The sequence below is a fragment of the Litchfieldella anticariensis FP35 = DSM 16096 genome (assembly GCF_000409775.1).
In the GTDB taxonomy this organism is placed as follows: Bacteria; Pseudomonadota; Gammaproteobacteria; order Pseudomonadales; family Halomonadaceae; genus Litchfieldella; species Litchfieldella anticariensis.
The window spans coordinates 216905-235533 of the sequence record NZ_KE332391.1; the positions used below are offsets into that span (position 1 = coordinate 216905).

The 18629-nt window shown below is 62.1% G+C and carries 16 protein-coding genes; 6 read left to right on the forward strand and 10 right to left on the reverse strand.

The features are described from left to right. Positions 1 to 3: 3 nt before the first annotated feature. From L861_RS13410 to ltnD, 8 genes are all read right to left on the reverse strand, one after another. Positions 4 to 1278 carry a TRAP transporter large permease gene (locus L861_RS13410; protein WP_016417569.1) on the reverse strand — a complete coding sequence of 425 codons (1275 nt, stop codon included), beginning with the start codon at positions 1276 to 1278 and terminating at the stop codon, positions 4 to 6. After that, complete coding sequence (locus L861_RS13415; protein ID WP_016417570.1) at positions 1275 to 1892, reverse strand: TRAP transporter small permease; 618 nt, start codon at positions 1890 to 1892, stop codon at positions 1275 to 1277. The genes L861_RS13410 and L861_RS13415 overlap by 4 nt, the downstream gene beginning before the upstream one ends. A 60-nt stretch (positions 1893 to 1952) precedes the next feature. Further along, positions 1953 to 2954, reverse strand: coding sequence for a TRAP transporter substrate-binding protein (locus tag L861_RS13420; RefSeq protein WP_016417571.1), 1002 nt, complete (start codon positions 2952 to 2954; stop codon positions 1953 to 1955). 97 nt (positions 2955 to 3051) lie between these two features. Beyond that, positions 3052 to 4023, reverse strand: coding sequence for a D-erythronate dehydrogenase (denD, locus tag L861_RS13425; RefSeq protein ID WP_016417572.1), 972 nt, complete (start codon positions 4021 to 4023; stop codon positions 3052 to 3054). A gap of 76 nt (positions 4024 to 4099) precedes the next feature. Further along, on the reverse strand, positions 4100 to 4894 hold the full coding sequence (otnI, locus tag L861_RS13430) for a 2-oxo-tetronate isomerase (protein ID WP_016417573.1): 795 nt from the start codon (positions 4892 to 4894) through the stop codon (positions 4100 to 4102). 39 nt (positions 4895 to 4933) lie between these two features. Further along, a complete protein-coding gene (gene otnC, locus L861_RS13435; protein ID WP_016417574.1) occupies positions 4934 to 5581 on the reverse strand; it encodes a 3-oxo-tetronate 4-phosphate decarboxylase in 648 nt (215 codons plus the stop codon). After that, positions 5578 to 6885 carry a 3-oxo-tetronate kinase gene (otnK, locus tag L861_RS13440; protein ID WP_016417575.1) on the reverse strand — a complete coding sequence of 436 codons (1308 nt, stop codon included), beginning with the start codon at positions 6883 to 6885 and terminating at the stop codon, positions 5578 to 5580. The genes otnC and otnK overlap by 4 nt, the downstream gene beginning before the upstream one ends. Continuing rightward, a complete protein-coding gene (ltnD, locus tag L861_RS13445; RefSeq protein WP_016417576.1) occupies positions 6882 to 7820 on the reverse strand; it encodes an L-threonate dehydrogenase in 939 nt (312 codons plus the stop codon). Before ltnD ends, otnK begins: the two co-directional genes overlap by 4 nt. A 112-nt stretch (positions 7821 to 7932) precedes the next feature. Between ltnD and L861_RS13450 the strand changes: the two genes are divergently transcribed. From L861_RS13450 to ugpC, 4 genes are all read left to right on the forward strand, one after another. Then, positions 7933 to 8967, forward strand: a complete 1035-nt coding sequence (locus tag L861_RS13450) for a LacI family DNA-binding transcriptional regulator (protein ID WP_016417577.1) — start codon at positions 7933 to 7935, stop codon at positions 8965 to 8967. A 104-nt stretch (positions 8968 to 9071) separates the two neighbouring features. Further along, positions 9072 to 11783 (forward strand): HTH-type transcriptional regulator MalT, encoded by a 2712-nt coding sequence (gene malT, locus L861_RS13455; protein ID WP_016417578.1) that lies wholly within the window; start codon positions 9072 to 9074, stop codon positions 11781 to 11783. Between the two features lie 111 nt (positions 11784 to 11894). Beyond that, positions 11895 to 13580 carry an alpha-glucosidase gene (locus L861_RS13460; RefSeq protein ID WP_016417579.1) on the forward strand — a complete coding sequence of 562 codons (1686 nt, stop codon included), beginning with the start codon at positions 11895 to 11897 and terminating at the stop codon, positions 13578 to 13580. Then, positions 13568 to 14683: a sn-glycerol-3-phosphate ABC transporter ATP-binding protein UgpC gene (gene ugpC, locus L861_RS13465; RefSeq protein WP_016417580.1), complete on the forward strand. Its 1116-nt coding sequence runs from the start codon at positions 13568 to 13570 to the stop codon at positions 14681 to 14683. Before L861_RS13460 ends, ugpC begins: the two co-directional genes overlap by 13 nt. A gap of 54 nt (positions 14684 to 14737) precedes the next feature. Here the strand turns inward: ugpC and L861_RS13470 are convergent, their stop codons facing one another. Together L861_RS13470 and rpiB are read right to left on the reverse strand one after the other, a co-directional pair. Next, a complete protein-coding gene (locus L861_RS13470) occupies positions 14738 to 15715 on the reverse strand; it encodes a sugar-binding transcriptional regulator (RefSeq protein ID WP_016417581.1) in 978 nt (325 codons plus the stop codon). 68 nt (positions 15716 to 15783) lie between these two features. After that, positions 15784 to 16263: a ribose 5-phosphate isomerase B gene (gene rpiB, locus L861_RS13475; RefSeq protein ID WP_016417582.1), complete on the reverse strand. Its 480-nt coding sequence runs from the start codon at positions 16261 to 16263 to the stop codon at positions 15784 to 15786. Positions 16264 to 16613: 350 nt separating this feature from the next. Here rpiB and tal point away from each other — a divergent pair, with 350 nt between their 5' ends. Continuing rightward, positions 16614 to 17576 (forward strand): transaldolase, encoded by a 963-nt coding sequence (gene tal, locus L861_RS13480; RefSeq protein WP_016417583.1) that lies wholly within the window; start codon positions 16614 to 16616, stop codon positions 17574 to 17576. Between the two features lie 16 nt (positions 17577 to 17592). After that, positions 17593 to 18629: thiamine pyrophosphate-binding protein (locus tag L861_RS13485; protein ID WP_016417584.1), on the forward strand; the 1037-nt coding region annotated here is incomplete at its 3' end.

Genomic DNA, 18629 nt, shown 5'->3' on the forward strand with positions numbered 1-18629 from the left:
TCCTCAGTACAACAAGTCGACCAGCCCCAACGAGATCCAGGGCAGGTAGGTGATTGCAATCAAGCAAGCCAGTACCACCAGCACGAAACGCAGCAGCCAGGGGATCAACTGGTCGATGGACAGTTTGGCCACCGCACAGGCGGCGAACAGGTTGACGCCAAGCGGTGGAGTGAACATGCCCAGCGCCAGGTTGACGACGATGATCAGTCCGAAGTGCACCGGATCGATACCGTACTGGATAGCAATTGGCGTGAAGATCGGCGCCAGCACCAGGATCGCGGCAGAGGTCTCGACGAACATGCCAATCACCAGCAGCATCACGTTGACGGCGAGCAGGAAGGACACCGGGTTATCGAAGACTTGGGTAACCCAGGCGGCGACGTCGGATGGTAGGCCAGAGCGGCTGATCAGGAAGCTGAACAATGCCGCGGCCGAAATGATCAACATTACCGTGGCGGTAGAGATCACGCTCTGCTTGAGAATCGGCCACAGGTCTTTGAAGGGCAGTTCACGATAGATCAGGCCACCGACGATCAGCGCATAGACCACGGCCACCGCCGAGGCCTCAGTGGGGGTGAATACGCCGCCGTAGATGCCGCCGATGACCACCACCGGCATCAACAGCGCCGCCCAGGCGCGCTTGAAAGCCGAGAGGAAGTCGGAGCGATCCTCGCGGTCCCGCAAGCCGTAGCCGCGAATCTTGCAAAACAGGAACAGGAACAGCAGCAGCGCTCCCCCGATCAATAGGCCGGGGCCGATGCCCGCGATGAACAGCCGGCCGATCGAGGTGTCGGTACTGACGCCGTACAGGATCAGTGGAATCGATGGCGGAATCAGTACACCGAGTTCCGCGGAGGAGGCCTGGATGGAAGCCGCCAGCGGTTTCGGATAATCGTGCTTGACCATCGCCGGAATCAGGATCGAACCAATGGCAAAGGTGGTCGCCACGCTCGACCCGGAAACGGCGGCAAACATCATGCAGGTCAACACGCAAGTCATCGCCAGGCCACCCTGCAGCCCGCCGACGATCGACTTGGCCAGGTCCACCAGGCGCCGCGAGATCCCCCCCGCCGCCATCAGGTTGCCGGCCAGGATGAAGAATGGGATCGCCATCAGCGGGAAGTTGTCGATACCGACGAACATCCGCTGCGGCACCATCAATAGCGGCAGCCGCGAGAAGAATTCGATGCCGATGATCGACGCCAGCAGGATCGAGATGGCGATGGGCACACCGAGGGCAAACAGGATGATCAACGACAAGCCGATAGCAGCATTCATGAGCGAGCCCTCCTGGTGACTTGAGCCGGATCGGAAACAGCGGGCGATTCGGGCTTCGAGGGTGTCACTATCGAGGGTTCCGCCACCGGCTGCTGATCGTGGGTAGAGGGCGTATCGGCATCGGCGATACCAACCGGCTCACGACCGGTAGCCTGGGCCAACAAGCGTGCCAACACCGCCAGCAACGAGAAGCTGGCACCGACAGGGATGGCCGCATAGGCCCAAGAGATGGAGATCCCCAGCCCCGAGAGTATCTGCGAGTGCACCCGCCAGGTCATGGCCGTCCCGAAATAGATCAGCACCACCAGCGAGATGATGCAGCACAGGGCAATCATGCCTTCCAGCAAGATCAAGCGGCGCGTCGGCACCAGCTTGTAGATGACCTCCACGGCCATCATGTAGCCACCGCGAAAACTCGCCGCGGCTCCAAGAAACACACACCAGATCATCGTCGAACGTGCCATGACCTCGGACCAGGTCGAAGGCGCATCGAAGACGAAGCGCGTCAGCACCTGATAGAAACCCATGGTCACCGAGACGACCAGCATCAGGACGGCGGCAATCAACGCCACGCGGGACGTGAAGCGTTCGACACGCAGAAAGAGTTCCACCATGACATTCACCTTGCGTCGGCCCGTCCCGGTGAAGGCACCGGGACGGGCGGCTCGGAACGATCAGCAGTCGCTGTTACGGATACGATCCAGCATTTCGCTGCCGTACTGGTCGGTGTAGCCCTTGTAGGACGGCTCGACGGCTTCCTGGAACATGGACTTGTCGATGTCCTCGACCACGGTCATGCCCTTCTCCTTGAGCTCTTCCACCCCCTCGGTTTCGAGCCGAGAGACCTCGGCACGGGTCGCCTCGGCGCCGGCCTGGGCCGCTTCGATGAACCAGCCCTGCTCTTCCTCGCTCAGTCCCTCCCAGAGTATCGGCGAAGCCAGCATGATCGCCGGCGAGTAGACATGACCGGTCAGCGACAGGTAGTCCTGCACCTCCCACAGGTTGCTGGTCAGAATGACCGGGATCGGGTTTTCCTGACCGTCGACCGTCCCCTGCTGCAGGGCGGTGAAGACTTCAGGGAACGCCATCGGGGTGGGGTGCACATCCATCTCTCGGAACGCCGCCATGTGCATCTCATTCTCCATGGTGCGAACCTTCAATCCTGCCGCATCCTCAGGCGTCTTGATTTGACGCTGGCTGTTGGTCATGTGACGGAAGCCATTCTCGGACCAGGCTAGACCGACCAGATCGTGCTCACCGACCTTGGCCAACAGATCCTGACCGATCTCGCCGTCCAGCACACAACGCGCCTGATCGTAGTTCTGGAACAGGAACGGTAGATCGAGCACATAGGTTTCCGGCACGAAATTGCCCAGCGGCCCGGTGGAGGTGATCACCGCATCGAGCGTCCCGATTTGCAGGCCCTCGATCATGTCGCGTTCCCCTCCCAAGGCACCGGAGGGATGCTCTTCGACAGTGAACTCGCCACCGCTGAGTTCCTCGAGCTTTTCCTTGAAGGCATCGACGCCCACCGAGTAGTGCGAGCTGTCGGAGGTGGTGTGCCCCACAGTGATGGCCTGCTGGGCGACAGCGCTCAGGCTGACCGATGCCAGTGCCAAGGTGGAAACGCCTGCGATAGCGGAGTGAAGGACGTTGCGTGTGAAGCGTGCTGTCATTGTTGTATCCCTCTTGCGGATTGACGCTTGTGGTGGTGGCCAGCGGTGAAGGCTACTGGCCCCTTGCTGGTCGAGCCGCGCGAACGCGAACCCGATATCAGCCGTGCCGTGCGGGGTCGGCGAGAAAGGCCTCGACGATCTCGCGCAGATTTTGGTCGCCCATAAAGCCGAGTCGCTCGGCCTTGCGGGTCGCAAAGCGAGCAGGCCAGCTCGCTACGATGGCCTCGATGCGAGCATCTGGCTCATGGCGAACGCGTGCCAACGCTTCCTCGCCACCCAATTCACGCAGGGTGTCGAGCATCTCGGCCACGCTCACGGTTATGCCCGGCAGCATCAGGCCGCGATAGTCGCCGAACGCGTCGGCAGGCACCGTGGCACCATGCATCAACGCTTCGATCACACGACCGGGCGACATGACGAACAACTCGAGATCAGTGGGCACCGGGCACACCGCAGCCTCACCATTGAGGGGCTCGCGCAGGATGCTGGAGGCGAAGCTCGATGCCGCGGCATTGGGCCGCCCTGGGCGCACGACGATGGTCGGTAGCCGCAGCACTCGACCATCGACCAAGCCACGGCGGCTGTAGTCGTTGATCAGCAATTCGCACATGGCCTTCTGAGTGCCATAGGAGCTCTGCGGCGTCAGGGCGGTCATGTCATCCAGCGTATCGGGCAGTTGGCCACCGTAGACCGCCACGGAACTAGCCATGATCAGCCGCGTGCTCGACAGTTTTCGAGCACGACAGCCATCCAACAGCGTTCGCGTGGCCTCGAAGTTGACTGCCATGCCCAAATCGAGATTTGCTTCGGCTGCCGAGCTGACCACGGCCGCGAGGTGGAAGATCACGTCCGGGCGCTCGTCCAGTACCGTGTCCCAGGCGCCGGGGGCGGTGATGTCCTGTGCCCGGGCTCGAATCTCGACACCCGTACCGGAGGGCACCTCGGGCGCCGTCTGATCGACCAGCGTCAACCGCGAAAGCGATCGGCCATCGAGATCACCGCTGGCAAGCAGCGCATGAGTCAGGCGTTGTCCAAGAAAGCCGGCGGCACCGGTGATCAACACATGCATGGCGTGTTCCTTCGTTGTCGTCTAGCGATTGCACCCTTTCTCTTTCCAGGTGCCCACTTTCAGCACTTCGATACTCTCAGGGGGTCAGTCCATATGCCCGGCCCCAAACCAGACCAGTACGGGTCTCGCCGGCGGGTCGATATTCACAGCCCACCCAGCCGTCGTAGCCGAGCGATTCAAGACGCTCGATAAGTGCCGGATAATTCACCTCACCGCTATCCGGCTCATGACGCTCGGGCACCCCGGCGATCTGCACATGGCCGATATGCGGGAACTGTATTTCCAGGTTGCGGATCAGGTCGCCTTCGGTGATCTGGCAGTGGTAGATGTCGAACTGCACGCGCAGATTGTCGGCTCCGACCCATCCCAGTACTTCGCGAGCGTGATCCTGTCGCTGAAGGAAGAAACCGGGCATGTCGCGCCCATTGATGGGTTCGATCAACAACGTCTTGCCAACTTTGGCCAGTTCGCCGGCAGCGAAACGCAGGTTGGCGATATAGGTCTCTCGGTGCGCTGCGCGAGTCGCGGCATCAGCCTCTGGTGGCAATAGACCAGCCATGGCATGCAGGCGTGGGCAATCCAGTGCTTCGGCATAGCGAATCGCCTCGATCACAGAATCGCGGAACTCACTCTCGCGTCCCGGCAGGCTGGCCAGACCTCGTTCGCCTGCCTCCCAGTCACCCGGTGGCAGGTTGAACAGCACTTGGCTCAGGCCGTTGTCGTCCAATGCCGTGCGTAGCTCTTGCGGTTCGAACGCATAGGGAAAGAGATACTCGACGCCACGGAATCCCGCGTCCGCCGCCGCAGCAAAGCGATCAAGGAAGTCATGCTCGGGAAACAGCATGCTCAGGTTGGCGGCCAGTCGTGTCATCTCTGTTCCTTCTTGGTCTCGTATCAACGGGGTCTTGTATCAATCGCGCGGAAATCGTGCTTCGAGTTCGGCAACCTGCTCATCGCTCAGACAGCGAGGGTTCTGCCCACGCAGCAGCAGAAACAGCTTGGCGGTCTCTTCGAGCTCCTCAGTGGCATACACCGCGGCTTCCAGCGACTTGCCGGCCACCACTGGGCCATGATTGGCCAGCAACACCGCACTGTGCTTGCCCGCCAGCCCCTTGACCGCATCGCCCAGAGCGGAGTCGCCGGGCATGTGATAGGGCACCAGCGGCAACTTGCCGACACGCATCACGTAATAGGCAGTCAACGGCGGGATGCAGTCGCAAGGGTCGATCCCGGGCAAGCACGACACCGCCACCGAATGAGTGGAGTGCAGGTGCACGATGGCTTCCGACTGCGGACGCTCGCCATACATCGCCATGTGCAGGAAGCTCTCCTTGGTCGGCTTGTCGCCGTCGAGCAGCCGCCCTTCACCGTCGAGCCGCGAGATACGCGGCGGGTCAAGGCGCCCCAAACAGGCATTGGTCGGGGTCATCAGCCAGCCACCGTCATCGAGCCGCACGCTAATGTTGCCGCTCGAGCCCATGGTCAGCCCGCGATCGAACAGCGACTTGCCGAACATGGCAATTCGTTCGCGCAGGCGGTTGTCGTCATGCATGCTCATGAAAGACGTTCCTCACGCAGGGCATCGAACGCTCGAGAGAAGAAATCGACACCACCGAAATTGCCAGACTTCAGTGCTAGTGATAGTGGCAATTCATGCCCCTCGATATGGGTCTGGGTCCAAGGCACGCCAGGGTCGATCTGCTCACCAATGCGCAATTCGCTGATGCCAAGAGCAGAGACCACGGCCCCGGAAGTCTCGCCACCCGCCACTACCAGCCGGCCGACACCCTCTGCCACCAGCACCTTCGCCAACCCGGCCAATGCACGCTCGACCAACTCGCCGGCCGCGGCCACGCCAAGACGCTGCTGCGCCAGCCGAACCCTGTCGGGTGCCGCCGAGGCGTAGATCAGTACCGGCGCCTCTCCACCAGCGGGACCGAGCAGGCGCTCGCGGGCAAAGGCCAGCGCTTGCTCGGCTTGCTCATTGCCTTCGGCAAGCGCCAGCGGGTCCAAGGCGAAGCCGTCATGCGATGCCAGGAAATGTTCGACCTGGCCCAGCGTGGCTCGGGAACAGCTTCCGGAAAGCACCAGTGCGGGGCCGTGAGCCGGCGCCAAGCGCCCAGCGTTATCGACTTTTTCCAGCCAGCCGAGGCGGCGATATTCGGCGGGCAGTGCCTGGCCGAGGCCGGAACCTCCGGTCACCAGCGGCAACTCCGCCACTGCGGATGCCAGTACCTGGAGATCAGCCTCATCGAGGGTGTCACAGATCACGTGACGTACGCCTTGCGCCAACTGATCATCAAGATGCGTTTTCGCTGTCTCGGCCCCCTTGTCCAGAACCGGACGAGGCAGCAGGGAAACCCGGTGCGATGTCTGACGTGACAGCACCCTCACCAGGTCGGCATCCGTCATCGGGTTCAAGGGGTGGTGTTGCATGCCACTGTCGTTGAGCAGCCGGTCGCCGACGAACAAATGGCCCATGTAAACGGTGCGACCGTTGGCTGGAAAGGCTGGCACCATCACCGTCTGGTGTGTTCCCAATGCCTCCAGCAAGGCATCGGCGACGGGCCCGATATTGCCCTCATCGGTGGAGTCGAAGGTCGAGCAATACTTGAAGAAGATCTGGCGAGCCCCCTGTGCCTTCAGCCAATGCAGTGCCTCGAGGGAGTCGTTGACAGCATCAGCGACCGGGCAGGAGCGGGACTTCAAGGCCACCACCACCGCATCCACGTCATCGAGAGCATGAATCTCACGGGGGATGCCGATCACCTGTGATGTGCGCATTCCGGCACGCACCAGGTTATTGGCCAAATCGGTAGCCCCAGTGAAATCGTCGGCGATGGCACCCAGTACGATACTCATTGGCTGCTCTCCCCCTGAATATCGTTGGCTGCCGGAAGCTCGAAAGCCGACAACCGTTGGTAGACCTTGATCACCGCGGCATCGTCCTCGCGACCGAAGCCGGCCCCGCTAGCGGCGGTGAACTGCTGCAAGGCACTGGCAGCGACCGGCATTGCCAGGCTCAGCTCGCGCCCGGTCTGATGGACGATATTCAGATCCTTGACGAAGATGTCGACTGCGGACAGCGGGGTGTAATCAGCCTTGAGGATGTGCGGTACCCGGTTCTCGAACATCCAGGAATTACCCGCCGAGTGGGTGATTACTTCGTACAGCGTGTCGGGGTCGATCCCCATGCGCATACCCAAGGCCATGGCCTCAGCAGCAGCGGCGATATGCACACCAGCAAGATGCTGGTTGACCAACTTGACACTGGAACCGGCGCCTGGCGAATCACCGAGACGGTAGACCTTGGCCGCCATGGCATCCAATGCGGCCTGGCCTTTGGCGTAGGCCGCATCGCTGCCGGATGACATTACCGACAACTCCCCGGTCCTGGCCTTGGTAGCGCCACCACTGATCGGTGCATCCAGCATCTCGAGATTCATGGCGTTCAAGCGCTCGCCAAGTGCCACGGCATAGCTCGGAGCGACCGTGGCGCACTGCATGATCAAACTGCCTGGCGCCAACTCACCCGCCAGCCCTCGCTCACCGAACAGTACCATCTCGACTTGCTCAGCATTGATCACCACCAGCACCACGACGTCACATTCGGCAGCGAGTTCGTCCGGCGTCGCCACGCTCCTGCCACCATGGGCGACGAAAGCCTCCCGTGCCCGTTCCGACACATCGCAGCCGATCACCGGAAGGCCGACCTCGAGCATGGAAGTCGCGATACCCATGCCCATGGCACCGAGACCGATCACACCGATTGCGTTACCTCGTGCTTGCTGCTGCATCCTGCCATGTCCTCCCATGACCGCCTGTGATTTCCGCTACCAATGTTAGCGCTACCATTTTTTTAGGTTATACTCTGGTGTCATGCAAGGGTTGTCGAAAGGAGTCCGACCAATGTCTAACAAGAATTCTACGGAGCGGCGCCGACGCAAAGGCTCCAATAACCCCACCCTTGGCGACGTGGCCAAGGAAGCCGGCGTCTCGTCGATCACCGTCTCGCGTGTGCTCAACTCGCCGGATAGCGTCCGCGCCACGACCCGTCACAAGGTCGAGGCAGCCATCGAACGGGTCGGTTACGTGCGCAACATGGTAGCGGGCAGCCTGGCCTCGGCCAGTTCTCGCTTCATTGCGGTAATCGTGCCCTCGTTGTCCAACGTGGTGTTCATCGAGGTGATCCAAGGGCTGCAATCCACCTTCGAGAAGTACGGCTATCAGATCCTGCTGGGTAATACCGACTACAGCATGCAGCGCGAAACCGAATTGGTTAACACCTTCCTCGGTTGGTCGTCATCGGCATTGGTGACCACCGGGCTACGTCACGAGGAAGGCTGCAACAGCTTGTTGAAACGCTGGCAAAAGCCGGTGGTGGAAATCATGGAGCTGGGGAACGCGATCGACCTCAACGTGGGGCTGTCGCATTACGATGCCGGACACTGCATGGCGGACTATCTGCTCGGACAGGGGTATCGGCGCGTCGTCTTTGCCGGCACACAGATGGACGGCAACTACCGTGCCCGACTGCGTTACGAGGGACACCGCGACCGGCTCGCGAAGGCCGGCATCGAAGCGCCGTTGCTGGAGTGGGCTCCTGCCAGCGATTTCGAGCTTGGCGGCCACGCTCTGGAACGCGTGCTCGAACGCCACCCCGATACTCAGGCCATCCACTTTGCCGACGACGTCCTGGCCACCGGCGCCATTCTGCATGCTACCCGTCTCGGCATTCGTATTCCCGGCGACATTGCCGTGTGCGGCTTCACCGGTTTGCCGATCGGCCAGGCCATCACCCCACGCCTGACTACCATTTCCTCGCCCCGTGAGGCCATTGGTCGCATCGCAGCCGAACAGGTCATCGCGCGTATCGAAGGGCGCCCCCTCGACGCCGAGCAGATCGATGTCGGTTTCGAACTGACGATCGGTGAAAGCGCTTGAGTGGCATAGCGTCTACCACCTTGGTCGCAATGACCCCCGCTGCCTCTTTTGAACCGGCATACTAGTTGCGAACTGAAACGTTTCAGAAACTCCTATAGAAACGTATGCGACTGATCCAGGAAAAGCTGACACCGCCATCCCTGCCACCGGGCACCGTGGCCCGTGAACGGCTCAACGAATGTTTCGTGCTCGACGAGCGGGTGCGATTGCAGGTGGTGCAGGCGCCGCCCGGTTATGGCAAGACCACGCTACTGGCCGAGCGCCTACCAGCCTTGGAGCAGCCGGCAGTCTGGCTACGCCTGGACGCTTGCGACGATGAGCCCGAGCGTTTCAGTCGATATTTCCAAGCGGCGCTCGAGACTCTGTGTCGCGAGCATCTCGACGTCGACCTTCCGTCGACAGACGATACCAGCCCCTTCAACACCGTCATCGAATACTGGTTGAGTGGTTTACCGACGCAGGCAACCCCGTGTCGCCTGGTGATCGACGAGTTCGAACACATCAGCCATCCAGCACTCCGCGAAGGCCTGAGCCACTGGTTGCGTCATCAGCCCAGCTGGCTGACCCTGACGCTGATTTCGCGCACATGCCCTGCACTGGGCCTGCCGGCCATGCGCCTACGCGGCGAGCTGGAGGAGATCGGCCTGGAGGCATTGGCGTTCGATCTGGAGGAGGCCCAAACGCTGTGCGCCGAGCAGCTCAGCTTCCCGCCCACACGGGTCAGCCTGGAACGCGCCCTGCGGCGAACCGAAGGCTGGGCGATGGCGCTGACCTGGCTGGTCGAACGCACCACCACCCGTGCCGGCTTCGATGCTCTGGTTGAACGTCTGGGCGGCAACCACCCGGATTTCGTGGCCTGGTTCGACGACCTGCTGCGCGAAGCGCTCGATGACACCGATCGCCTCCTGCTGTTGCAGCTTGGCGTGCTCGAGCGCTTCTCGCCACAGCTCGTGGCCCGACTATTGGAAAGTGAACGTGTTTCCCAACGCCTTGAGACATTGCAGCACGGTGGTCTTTTCATTCAGCGGCTCGACCCACATGACCAATGGTGTCGCTTCCACACCCTGTTCGCCCAGTATCTGCGTCATCGCCGCCATGAGTTGAGCCTGGATTCCCAACGCCAGCTCCATCGCCGCGCCAGTCAGGCCTGGCTGGCACTCGGCGACCCGGCCCTGGCACTGGCCCAAGCCATCGACGCCGACGACCCCGGAGCCCTTGTCGCATTGATCGAGGAGCATGGCCCCAAGCTATTGGCCAACGGTCATTTCGCCTTGCTAGCCCGTGCCATGGAGGCCCTCGGCGAACCGCGTATAGGCGCCGCACCACGCCTGACCCTGATCCACGGCTGGGTGACTCATGCCCAGTACCAGTTTGCCCGCACCGCACGCGCGATCGACTGGATCGAAGCCCAGCAAGAGGAGCCAGCGTGGCAGGAACTCGCCGCCGAATTCGCGACGCTGCGTGCGCAACTGGCGATCAATCAAGGCGATGCCGAGCGTGCCGCTCCTCTTGCCGAACGGGCTCTGACCCTGCCGGCCCGCTACCTGGCCCCTACTCCCGTGTCAGCAGCAGCCATTCTCGCCGAGGCGCGCTTCGTCCAGGGCCGGCTCGAGGAGTCGCTAGCCCAGGTGCACGAGGTCGAGCGCGAGGCAAGCCGTATCGGCGACGAGCAGTTGCTGTTGCAGACTTTCTGCCAACAATCCGAGGTGCTAGTCGCGCAAGGCCGGTTGCAGGCTGCCTTCGATATCCAGGAGCGTGCTTTCGCGCACGTCGAACGCTGCGGTTTGGATCATCTGCCGGTGACCGAATTCCTGTATCGCATCCGCAGCCAGCTGTTGTGGGAATGGCATCGCCTGGATGAGTCCGAGCAGGCTGCGCTCAATGGCATCGCCGTGCTCGACAACCAGGGCGAGCGCTGGACGCTGCAGTGCCATATCAGCCTGGCCAAGGTCGCCCAGACGCGCGGCGACCAGGCGCAATGTGCCGACCATATCCGCCGCTTGCGTAAGATTCTCGCCGACGGCGACTACCATATCGACTGGCTGGCCAATGCCCACGCCACCCTGCTCGCCTGGTGGCAAGCCAACGACGATCGCGACGCCGTGGCGCGCTGGTTGCAGGAAGCCCCCACTGCCGAGCCCGAGTCCGCCAGCAACCACTTCGCGCAGTGCAACGTGCGCAATCATGCTCGCGCCCTGACTTTGCTCGGCCATTTGGATGAAGCTCGGCAATTGCTCATGGTTCTGGAGCGGCAAACCGCACGCTTCGGACTCGTTACCGACGCCAACCGCAATCAGCTCTGCCTGGCAGCCCTGGAGTGGCAGGCCGGCAACCGGGAGGCGGCGCTCGACCCTATGCGTCGGGCACTGGAACTGGCCTCACGCACCGCGCTGATCGGCAGTTTCCTGCGCCTGGGCAAGCCATTGGGAGAGATGCTCCAAACGATGCTGGAAGCCGACGAGATGGATGACCTGTCCCGAGCCCGCGCCGAGCGGTTGCTCGAACTGGCCGGCCGCCAGCGCGACTTTGGGCGAGCCGTGCGACTGATGCTCGACGACTCGGTGATCGCCGATATCGTCACCCGCCCCGATGTCCCCGAGTTGATCCGCACCTCGCCGCTGACCCGCCGCGAATGGCAGATCCTTGGCCTGATCCATGCCGGACTTTCCAACGAACAGATCGCCGAACAACTATCGGTGGCCCCCACCACCATCAAGACGCATATCAGAAGCCTCTACCAGAAACAGAACATCCGCCGCCGCGAGGAAGCCATCGCCCTGGCGCGGGATCTCCTCTCGCGCATCCAGGGTGAGTAAGCAGTCTCTCCTCCCCCCGCCTACGCCGCCTCTCCTCCCCCTGGGAGGATTTTTCCTGCGCGGTGTCGCGCGACCATGACGACAAACGTTGCTCGAGTAAGGACAAGGCACATGACTCGCAATTCGACCTTGATTGGCAAACACGGCCAGGACTGGTGGCGCGGAGCGGTGATCTATCAGATCTACCCGCGCAGCTTCATGGATGCCAACAATGATGGCATCGGCGACCTGCAGGGGGTGATCGACAAGCTCGACTACATCGCTTCGCTGAATGTCGATGCCATCTGGCTCTCGCCCTTCTTTACTTCGCCGATGAAGGACTTCGGTTACGATGTCAGCGATTATCGCGGTGTCGATCCGATGTTCGGCACCCTGGAGGATTTCGACCGCTTGGTGGAGGCCGCCCATGCCCGGGGTCTCAGGGTCACCATCGACCAAGTGTTGTCGCATACGTCCGACCAGCATCCCTGGTTCCAGGAGAGCCGCTCGAGCCGCGACAACCCCAAGGCCGACTGGTATGTGTGGGCCGATCCCAAAGCGGATGGCTCACCGCCCACCAACTGGCAGGCGATCTTCGGCGGCTCGGCCTGGCAGTGGGACACCCGACGCTGCCAGTACTATCTGCACAATTTCCTGGCGGAGCAGCCCGACCTCAACTTCCGCAATCCCGACGTGGTCGAGGCGATTCTCGATGAGGTGCGCTTCTGGCTCGAGCGTGGCGTCGACGGCTTTCGCCTCGATGCGGTCAACTTCTGCACCCACGGTGAGCTAAAGGACAATCCGCCCCGCGAGGAGATCGCCGAGGGCTTCATCGGCGTGCGACCGGACAATCCCTACGGCTTTCAGCAGCACCTCTACGACAAGACCCAGCCGGAGAATCTGGCCTTCCTCGAGCGGCTTCGCGCCCTGCTCGACGAATACCCCGGCACCACCAGTGTCGGTGAAGTTGGCGACGACGACTCGCTGGGAGTGATGGCCGAGTACACCCAAGGCGGTAATCGCCTGCACATGTGCTACTCCTTCAACCTGCTGACCGAGCATGCCGACCCGCAATACCTGCACGATACCCTAACCGAGATGGAGGCGCGCATCGACGACGGCTGGCCGTGCTGGGCGCTGGGTAATCATGATGTGACTCGTCTGGCCACCCGCTGGCAGGCCGAGGACGACCCGGCGGCACTGAGGCTGTACATGGCTTTCCTGCTCACTCAACGCGGCAGTATTTGCCTCTATCAGGGCGAGGAACTGGGCCTGCCTGAAGCGGAACTCAACTTCGAGCAATTGGTCGATCCCGCCGGCATCACCTTCTGGCCGGCTTACAAGGGGCGCGATGGTTGCCGCACGCCACAGCCGTGGAAAGCCGACGCCCGCCACGCTGGTTTCACCAAGACGAAACCCTGGCTGCCGGTTCCCGATACGCATCTGAACCTGGCGGTGGATCAACAGGATCGCGCTGCGGATTCGCTGCTCAATGCTTACCGTGCCTTCCTGGCCTTCCGTCGCCAGCAACCGGCACTGGTCAAGGGCTCGGTGCACTACCACCCGGTACGTGACGAGGTGCTGTGTTTCGAACGCTGTCATCCATCCAACGTTCCCGCCCAGCGCCTGCTGGTAGCACTGAACTTCTCGCATGAGGCCCGGGAACTGCCGGCTCCCATACAGGCAATGGCCATCGAGGAAGCCCCGGCACTGATCAACGGTACTTGGAGTGACGGCAAGCTCCAGTTGCCACCCTACGGCATCGCCATCGCTTGCTGCCCGCAGTCCGACGAGGAGGACACCCAATGGGACGTCTGACATTGAGAGGTATTGGCAAGGATTATGACGGCGTCGAGATTTCACGGGACATCGACCTAACCATCGAGGATGGCGAATTCGTGGTTTTCGTCGGCCCCTCGGGCTGTGGCAAATCGACCCTGCTGCGCATGATCGCCGGGCTCGAGGACATCACCCACGGCGAGATGCGCCTGGACGGCGAGCGCATCAACGAGATTCCGCCACAGGAACGCGACATCGGCATGGTGTTCCAGTCCTATGCGCTCTACCCGCACATGACGGTGGCCGAGAACATGGCGTTCGGCCTCAAGCTCGCGCGCACCGACAAGGACGAGATCCGCCATCGCGTCACCCATGCCGCCGGCATCCTGCAGCTCAGCGAGTTGCTCGAACGCAGGCCCAAGGACCTCTCCGGTGGCCAGCGCCAGCGAGTGGCGATCGGCCGTACCATGGTCAAGGAGCCGGTGGTATTCCTGTTCGACGAGCCGCTCTCCAACCTCGACGCGTCACTGCGGGTCGAGATGCGGGTGCAGATCGCCGAACTGCACCAGCGTCTGGGCGCAACAATGGTCTACGTGACTCACGATCAGGTCGAGGCGATGACACTTGCCGACCGTATCGTGCTGCTCAGTGGCGGAAGCATCGCCCAGGTTGGCGCACCGCTGACGCTCTATCATTTCCCCGAGAGCTTGGAAGTCGCCGAATTCATCGGCTCGCCACGTATCAACACCCTTCCGGTGATGGTCATCGACCCCGGCTCGCAGCGCACTGCAGTGCGACTGACCAATGGCGACACCCTGGCCGTGGCAGTGGACGGTCGCAGCTTGTCGCCTGGCGACCAGGCCACGCTAGGTGTACGCGCCGAGGACTTCGTTGCTCCCGAGCAAGCCGAAGCGACGCTGCAGGCACGGCTGACGGTGGCGGAAAAACTCGGCTACGAGACCCTGGCCCACCTGCAAGTGGATGGTGTCGAGGGCACCGTCACCCAGCGTATGGATGGCCTGGCCCCCCTCGAGGAGCATCAAGTCGTCCCGCTGGGGCTATCCGGCGAGCGTTGCCATTTGTTCGGTCCCGATGGCCGGACTTGTCCCCGGCAGTTGGAGATCCCCGGTATCGCCCACTGATCCACTGTCACTCGAAGGCAAATCCAGGGAGATCTCAGCCGGGCGATCTGAGCCTCAACGCTCCACCACCGTTGCCTCATCGAGGTGGATGATGGTATGCGCATTGGTAACGCTGGTGGCCAGAGTATCCACTACTCCGGTGCGCAGGGCACCGAGGATCCCTGCCGCCTTGGTATTCTCGCTGGCGATGGCGATGACATCGGGTATGCGCGACAGGTCGGTAAGGCTGAGCCCGATCACGCGCCCCTGCATGGGGGTGGCCGAAGGCCGACCATGGATGTCGATGAAGTGACAACCCATGATGTCCCCTACCGTGCCGGAAAGACGCGCTTCGGCGATCTCCTGGGGTGAGAACCAGCCCATGCGCACCATGTTGCTGTCTTCGCTCAGGTCGCCGACGCCGACCAGCGCAAAATCAGCGCGACGGGCACGGTCCAGGGTCTGCCTGACCGTACGGTTCTCGTAGAGTTCGTCGCGCAGCGCCGTGTTCTGCACCAATGCGGGAGCGTAGAGTGTCTCGCTATCGCCGCCGAACTTCATCGCCAAGCGGCGGCAGATATGGTCGGGGTTCATGTATTCACCGGCCCGCTGGGAGCCTCCGATGGCGCAAACGAAGGAGCACTTTCGTTCGCCCTGCGTGAATACATTGTCCGCCACCGCACCGACATTTCGTCCCATACCCACGGTGACGATACTGCCCTCCACCAGGCTGCGCGCCAGATGATCCGCCACCAGGCTGGCCACTGCCGAACGCTGAGCGTCGGCGTCGCCTTGATCGAGCGCGATCAGAGCGCGCTTGATGCCGAATCGCTGCTTCAACTCGCGCTCGATCTCGGCACTGACCGCTGGATGCTGGCGTACCCGCACATCGACGATGCCTTCCGCCTGGGCTCTCTTGAGCAGGCGCCCGACTCGAACACGAGAGATCCCCAGGCGGTTGGCGATGACTTCCTGGGTTTCACCCTCCACATAGTAGAGGGTGGAGATTTCAGTCATCAGATCGATATCGGCGTTATCGACACGCTCATTCATGGCATGGGTCCCACAAGACTCGAATTCTCGACAAGCGGGACACGATAGCACAACCCCACGCGTGGTGATCAGACGCGTGAATGGGTCAACCCACGCTCGTATTCCTGAATGCGCGCCACCTTGGCGACCGATGCTCCGCCCGGAAAGTCGTTCTCCAGGAAAGTCGCCACGATGCTCTTGGCCAGCTCCAGCCCCACCACTCGAGCACCCAAGGTGACGATTTGCGCATTGTTGCTGGTCCTGGCCTTGCCGGCGGAATAGGTGTCGTGCGCCTGAGCAGCACGAATCCCCGGCACCTTGTTGGCGGCGATCGCCACCCCGATACCGGTTCCGCAGACCAGAATCCCTCGATCGAAGCGGCCATCGGCAATCGATTGCGCCACCGTCACCGCCACATCGGGATAGAGGATCGGCTCCGCATTGTAGGTACCGAAATCCTCTACCTCGTGCCCCAGCGAGTGCACGTACTCGATCAACACCTCCTTGAGCTGGAAGGCGGCCTCGTCTCCACCGATGGCCACTCGCAGCGGCTTGGCATGATTGGACATGACTGACACCTCTCTGTGTAAAGGGAGCATTGACCTGGCCAAGAGCCGCTCAGACCAGATCCTATGATCAAAATAACACCGACATTTCATTTGTAAAGCCTCTGATCATAAGAACACCTCCCTTTTATGTCAGTCACTGCTGCATACACGATATTCCCAGATCGAAAAAATCAACTACATATCAACAAATTATCTACATTATTCATAATCCCACCTCTATTCCTTAGCATTAGCGCAACGACTTCACTACCCATTCAAATTTGACATCTCATGAAAATATCTCGATCATTTGAACAAACAGAAATCAAATAAACACAGGCAGAGAACGTCATATCGACAGGAGTTACGTCATGCCCACCCAGCTCGACGCCCTCAAGCAACTCTCTCTGGTGGTTGCCGATACCGGCAACCTGAACGCCATCCGCCGCTACCAACCGCAGGACGCCACCACCAACCCCTCATTGATCCTCAAGGCCTTCGAATTGCCTGGCTATCAAGCCCTGATCGACGAGGTACTCGCCTCCATCAAGGCGGAGGGAAGTGAGCGCCAGTTGCAGGTCGAGCAGGCCGTCGATGAGCTTGCCGTGGCCATGGGCACAGAAATCGCCCGTGTGGTGCCGGGTCGGGTATCCACCGAAGTCGCCGCCAGATTGTCCTTCGACACCCAGGCCAGCATCCGCAAGGCCCAGGAACTGATCGAACGTTACCAACACCGCGGCGTCTCAAAGGAGCGGGTGCTGATCAAGCTGGCCGCTACTTGGGAAGGCATTCGCGCCGCCGAGGTGCTGGAGAAGGAGGGTATTCAGTGCAACCTGACGTTGCTGTTCAGCGAGGCACAAGCCCAGGCCTGCTTCGATGCCGGGGTATTTCTGGTCTCGCCGTTCGTCGGCCGGGTCACCGACTGGTACAAGCAGGCGACCGGCCAGGACTTCACGCCCGAAACCGACCCTGGCGTACAGTTCGTACGCGGCGTCTGCCAACGCGTCAGGCAGGGCGGCTACGACACCGTGGTGATGGGTGCCAGCTTCCGGACTACCGGCCAGGTGCTGGCGCTGGCCGGCTGCCCACGGCTGACCATCTCGCCGGCCCTGCTCGAGGAGTTGGCCGCCAGCGAGGGCGAAGTGAAACGCCAGGTGGCAATGGTCAGCGCCGGCAGTCCACCCCCTGCGCCGCTGACCGAGCCCGAGTTCCGCTGGGGCCACAACCAGGATGCCATGGCCAACGACAAGTTGGCCGAAGGCATCCGCCGTTTTGCCGAGGACCAGGCACGTCTCGAGGACCTGATCGCCAACCGTCTCGCTGACGACCACTGACCACAGGAAATTCGCTATGCCGTCCCGTTTCGAACTGGCCAACGCCATTCGCGCCCTGTCCATGGATGCCGTGCAGAAGGCCAATTCCGGCCATCCCGGTGCCCCCATGGGCATGGCCGACATCGCCGAGGTACTGTGGAACGATTACCTGTCCCACAACCCGTCCAATCCCCATTGGGCCAACCGCGACCGTTTCGTGCTCTCCAACGGTCACGGTTCGATGCTGCTCTATTCGCTGCTGCACCTGACCGGCTACGAGCTGGGCCTCGAGGACCTGCAGCACTTCCGCCAGTTGCATTCGCGCACTCCCGGCCATCCGGAGCTGGGCTATACCCCGGGGGTCGAGACCACCACCGGCCCGCTGGGTCAGGGCCTGGCCAACGCGGTGGGCATGGCCATCGCCGAGCGTGCCCTGGCGGCGCAGTTCAACCGCCCCGGTCACGAGATCATCGATCATTACACCTATTGCTTCGTCGGCGACGGCTGCCTGATGGAGGGCATCTCGCATGAGGTGAGCTCGCTGGCCGGCATGCAGGGGCTGGGTAAGCTGGTGGTGTTCTATGACGACAACGGCATCTCCATCGATGGCGAGGTCGAGGGTTGGTTCACCGACGATACCGCCAAGCGTTTCGAGGCCTATGGCTGGCACGTGGTGCCCAATGTCGACGGTCACCAGCCCGACGAGGTCAAGGCGGCCATCGAGCTGGCGCGTCAACACGACGACAAGCCGAGCCTGATCGTGTGCCGCACCATCATCGGCTTCGGCGCGCCCAACAAGCAGGGCAAGGAGGAGTGCCACGGCGCGGCCTTGGGCGAGGACGAGGTGGCCGCGGCGCGCGGGCAGCTCGACTGGCCGCATGCGCCCTTCCATGTGCCGGAGGCCATCTACCAGGGCTGGGACGCGCGCGAACTGGGCGCGAAGCGGGAGGCCGACTGGGAGGCGCGCCTGGCGCGTTATGCCGAGGCCTATCCGGCCGAGGCCAAGGAGCTGCAGCGCCGCTTGAAGGGCGAGTTGCCGGTGGATCTCACCAGCGAGGCGCTGATCGAGCAAGA

What these genes read in the sequence shown, in the direction of transcription:
- L861_RS13410 (WP_016417569.1), bottom strand. Translation starts at nt 1,278, where the DNA reads ATGAATGCTGCTATCGGCTTGTCGTTGATCATCCTGTTTGCCCTCGGT.
- L861_RS13470 (WP_016417581.1), bottom strand. Translation starts at nt 15,715, where the DNA reads ATGAATGAGCGTGTCGATAACGCCGATATCGATCTGATGACTGAAATC.
- rpiB (WP_016417582.1), bottom strand. Translation starts at nt 16,263, where the DNA reads ATGTCCAATCATGCCAAGCCGCTGCGAGTGGCCATCGGTGGAGACGAG.
- ugpC (WP_016417580.1), top strand. Translation starts at nt 13,568, where the DNA reads ATGGGACGTCTGACATTGAGAGGTATTGGCAAGGATTATGACGGCGTC.
- L861_RS13415 (WP_016417570.1), bottom strand. Translation starts at nt 1,892, where the DNA reads ATGGTGGAACTCTTTCTGCGTGTCGAACGCTTCACGTCCCGCGTGGCG.
- otnC (WP_016417574.1), bottom strand. Translation starts at nt 5,581, where the DNA reads ATGAGCATGCATGACGACAACCGCCTGCGCGAACGAATTGCCATGTTC.
- malT (WP_016417578.1), top strand. Translation starts at nt 9,072, where the DNA reads ATGCGACTGATCCAGGAAAAGCTGACACCGCCATCCCTGCCACCGGGC.
- otnI (WP_016417573.1), bottom strand. Translation starts at nt 4,894, where the DNA reads ATGACACGACTGGCCGCCAACCTGAGCATGCTGTTTCCCGAGCATGAC.
- tal (WP_016417583.1), top strand. Translation starts at nt 16,614, where the DNA reads ATGCCCACCCAGCTCGACGCCCTCAAGCAACTCTCTCTGGTGGTTGCC.
- L861_RS13450 (WP_016417577.1), top strand. Translation starts at nt 7,933, where the DNA reads ATGTCTAACAAGAATTCTACGGAGCGGCGCCGACGCAAAGGCTCCAAT.
- otnK (WP_016417575.1), bottom strand. Translation starts at nt 6,885, where the DNA reads ATGAGTATCGTACTGGGTGCCATCGCCGACGATTTCACTGGGGCTACC.
- L861_RS13420 (WP_016417571.1), bottom strand. Translation starts at nt 2,954, where the DNA reads ATGACAGCACGCTTCACACGCAACGTCCTTCACTCCGCTATCGCAGGC.
- ltnD (WP_016417576.1), bottom strand. Translation starts at nt 7,820, where the DNA reads ATGCAGCAGCAAGCACGAGGTAACGCAATCGGTGTGATCGGTCTCGGT.
- denD (WP_016417572.1), bottom strand. Translation starts at nt 4,023, where the DNA reads ATGCATGTGTTGATCACCGGTGCCGCCGGCTTTCTTGGACAACGCCTG.
- L861_RS13460 (WP_016417579.1), top strand. Translation starts at nt 11,895, where the DNA reads ATGACTCGCAATTCGACCTTGATTGGCAAACACGGCCAGGACTGGTGG.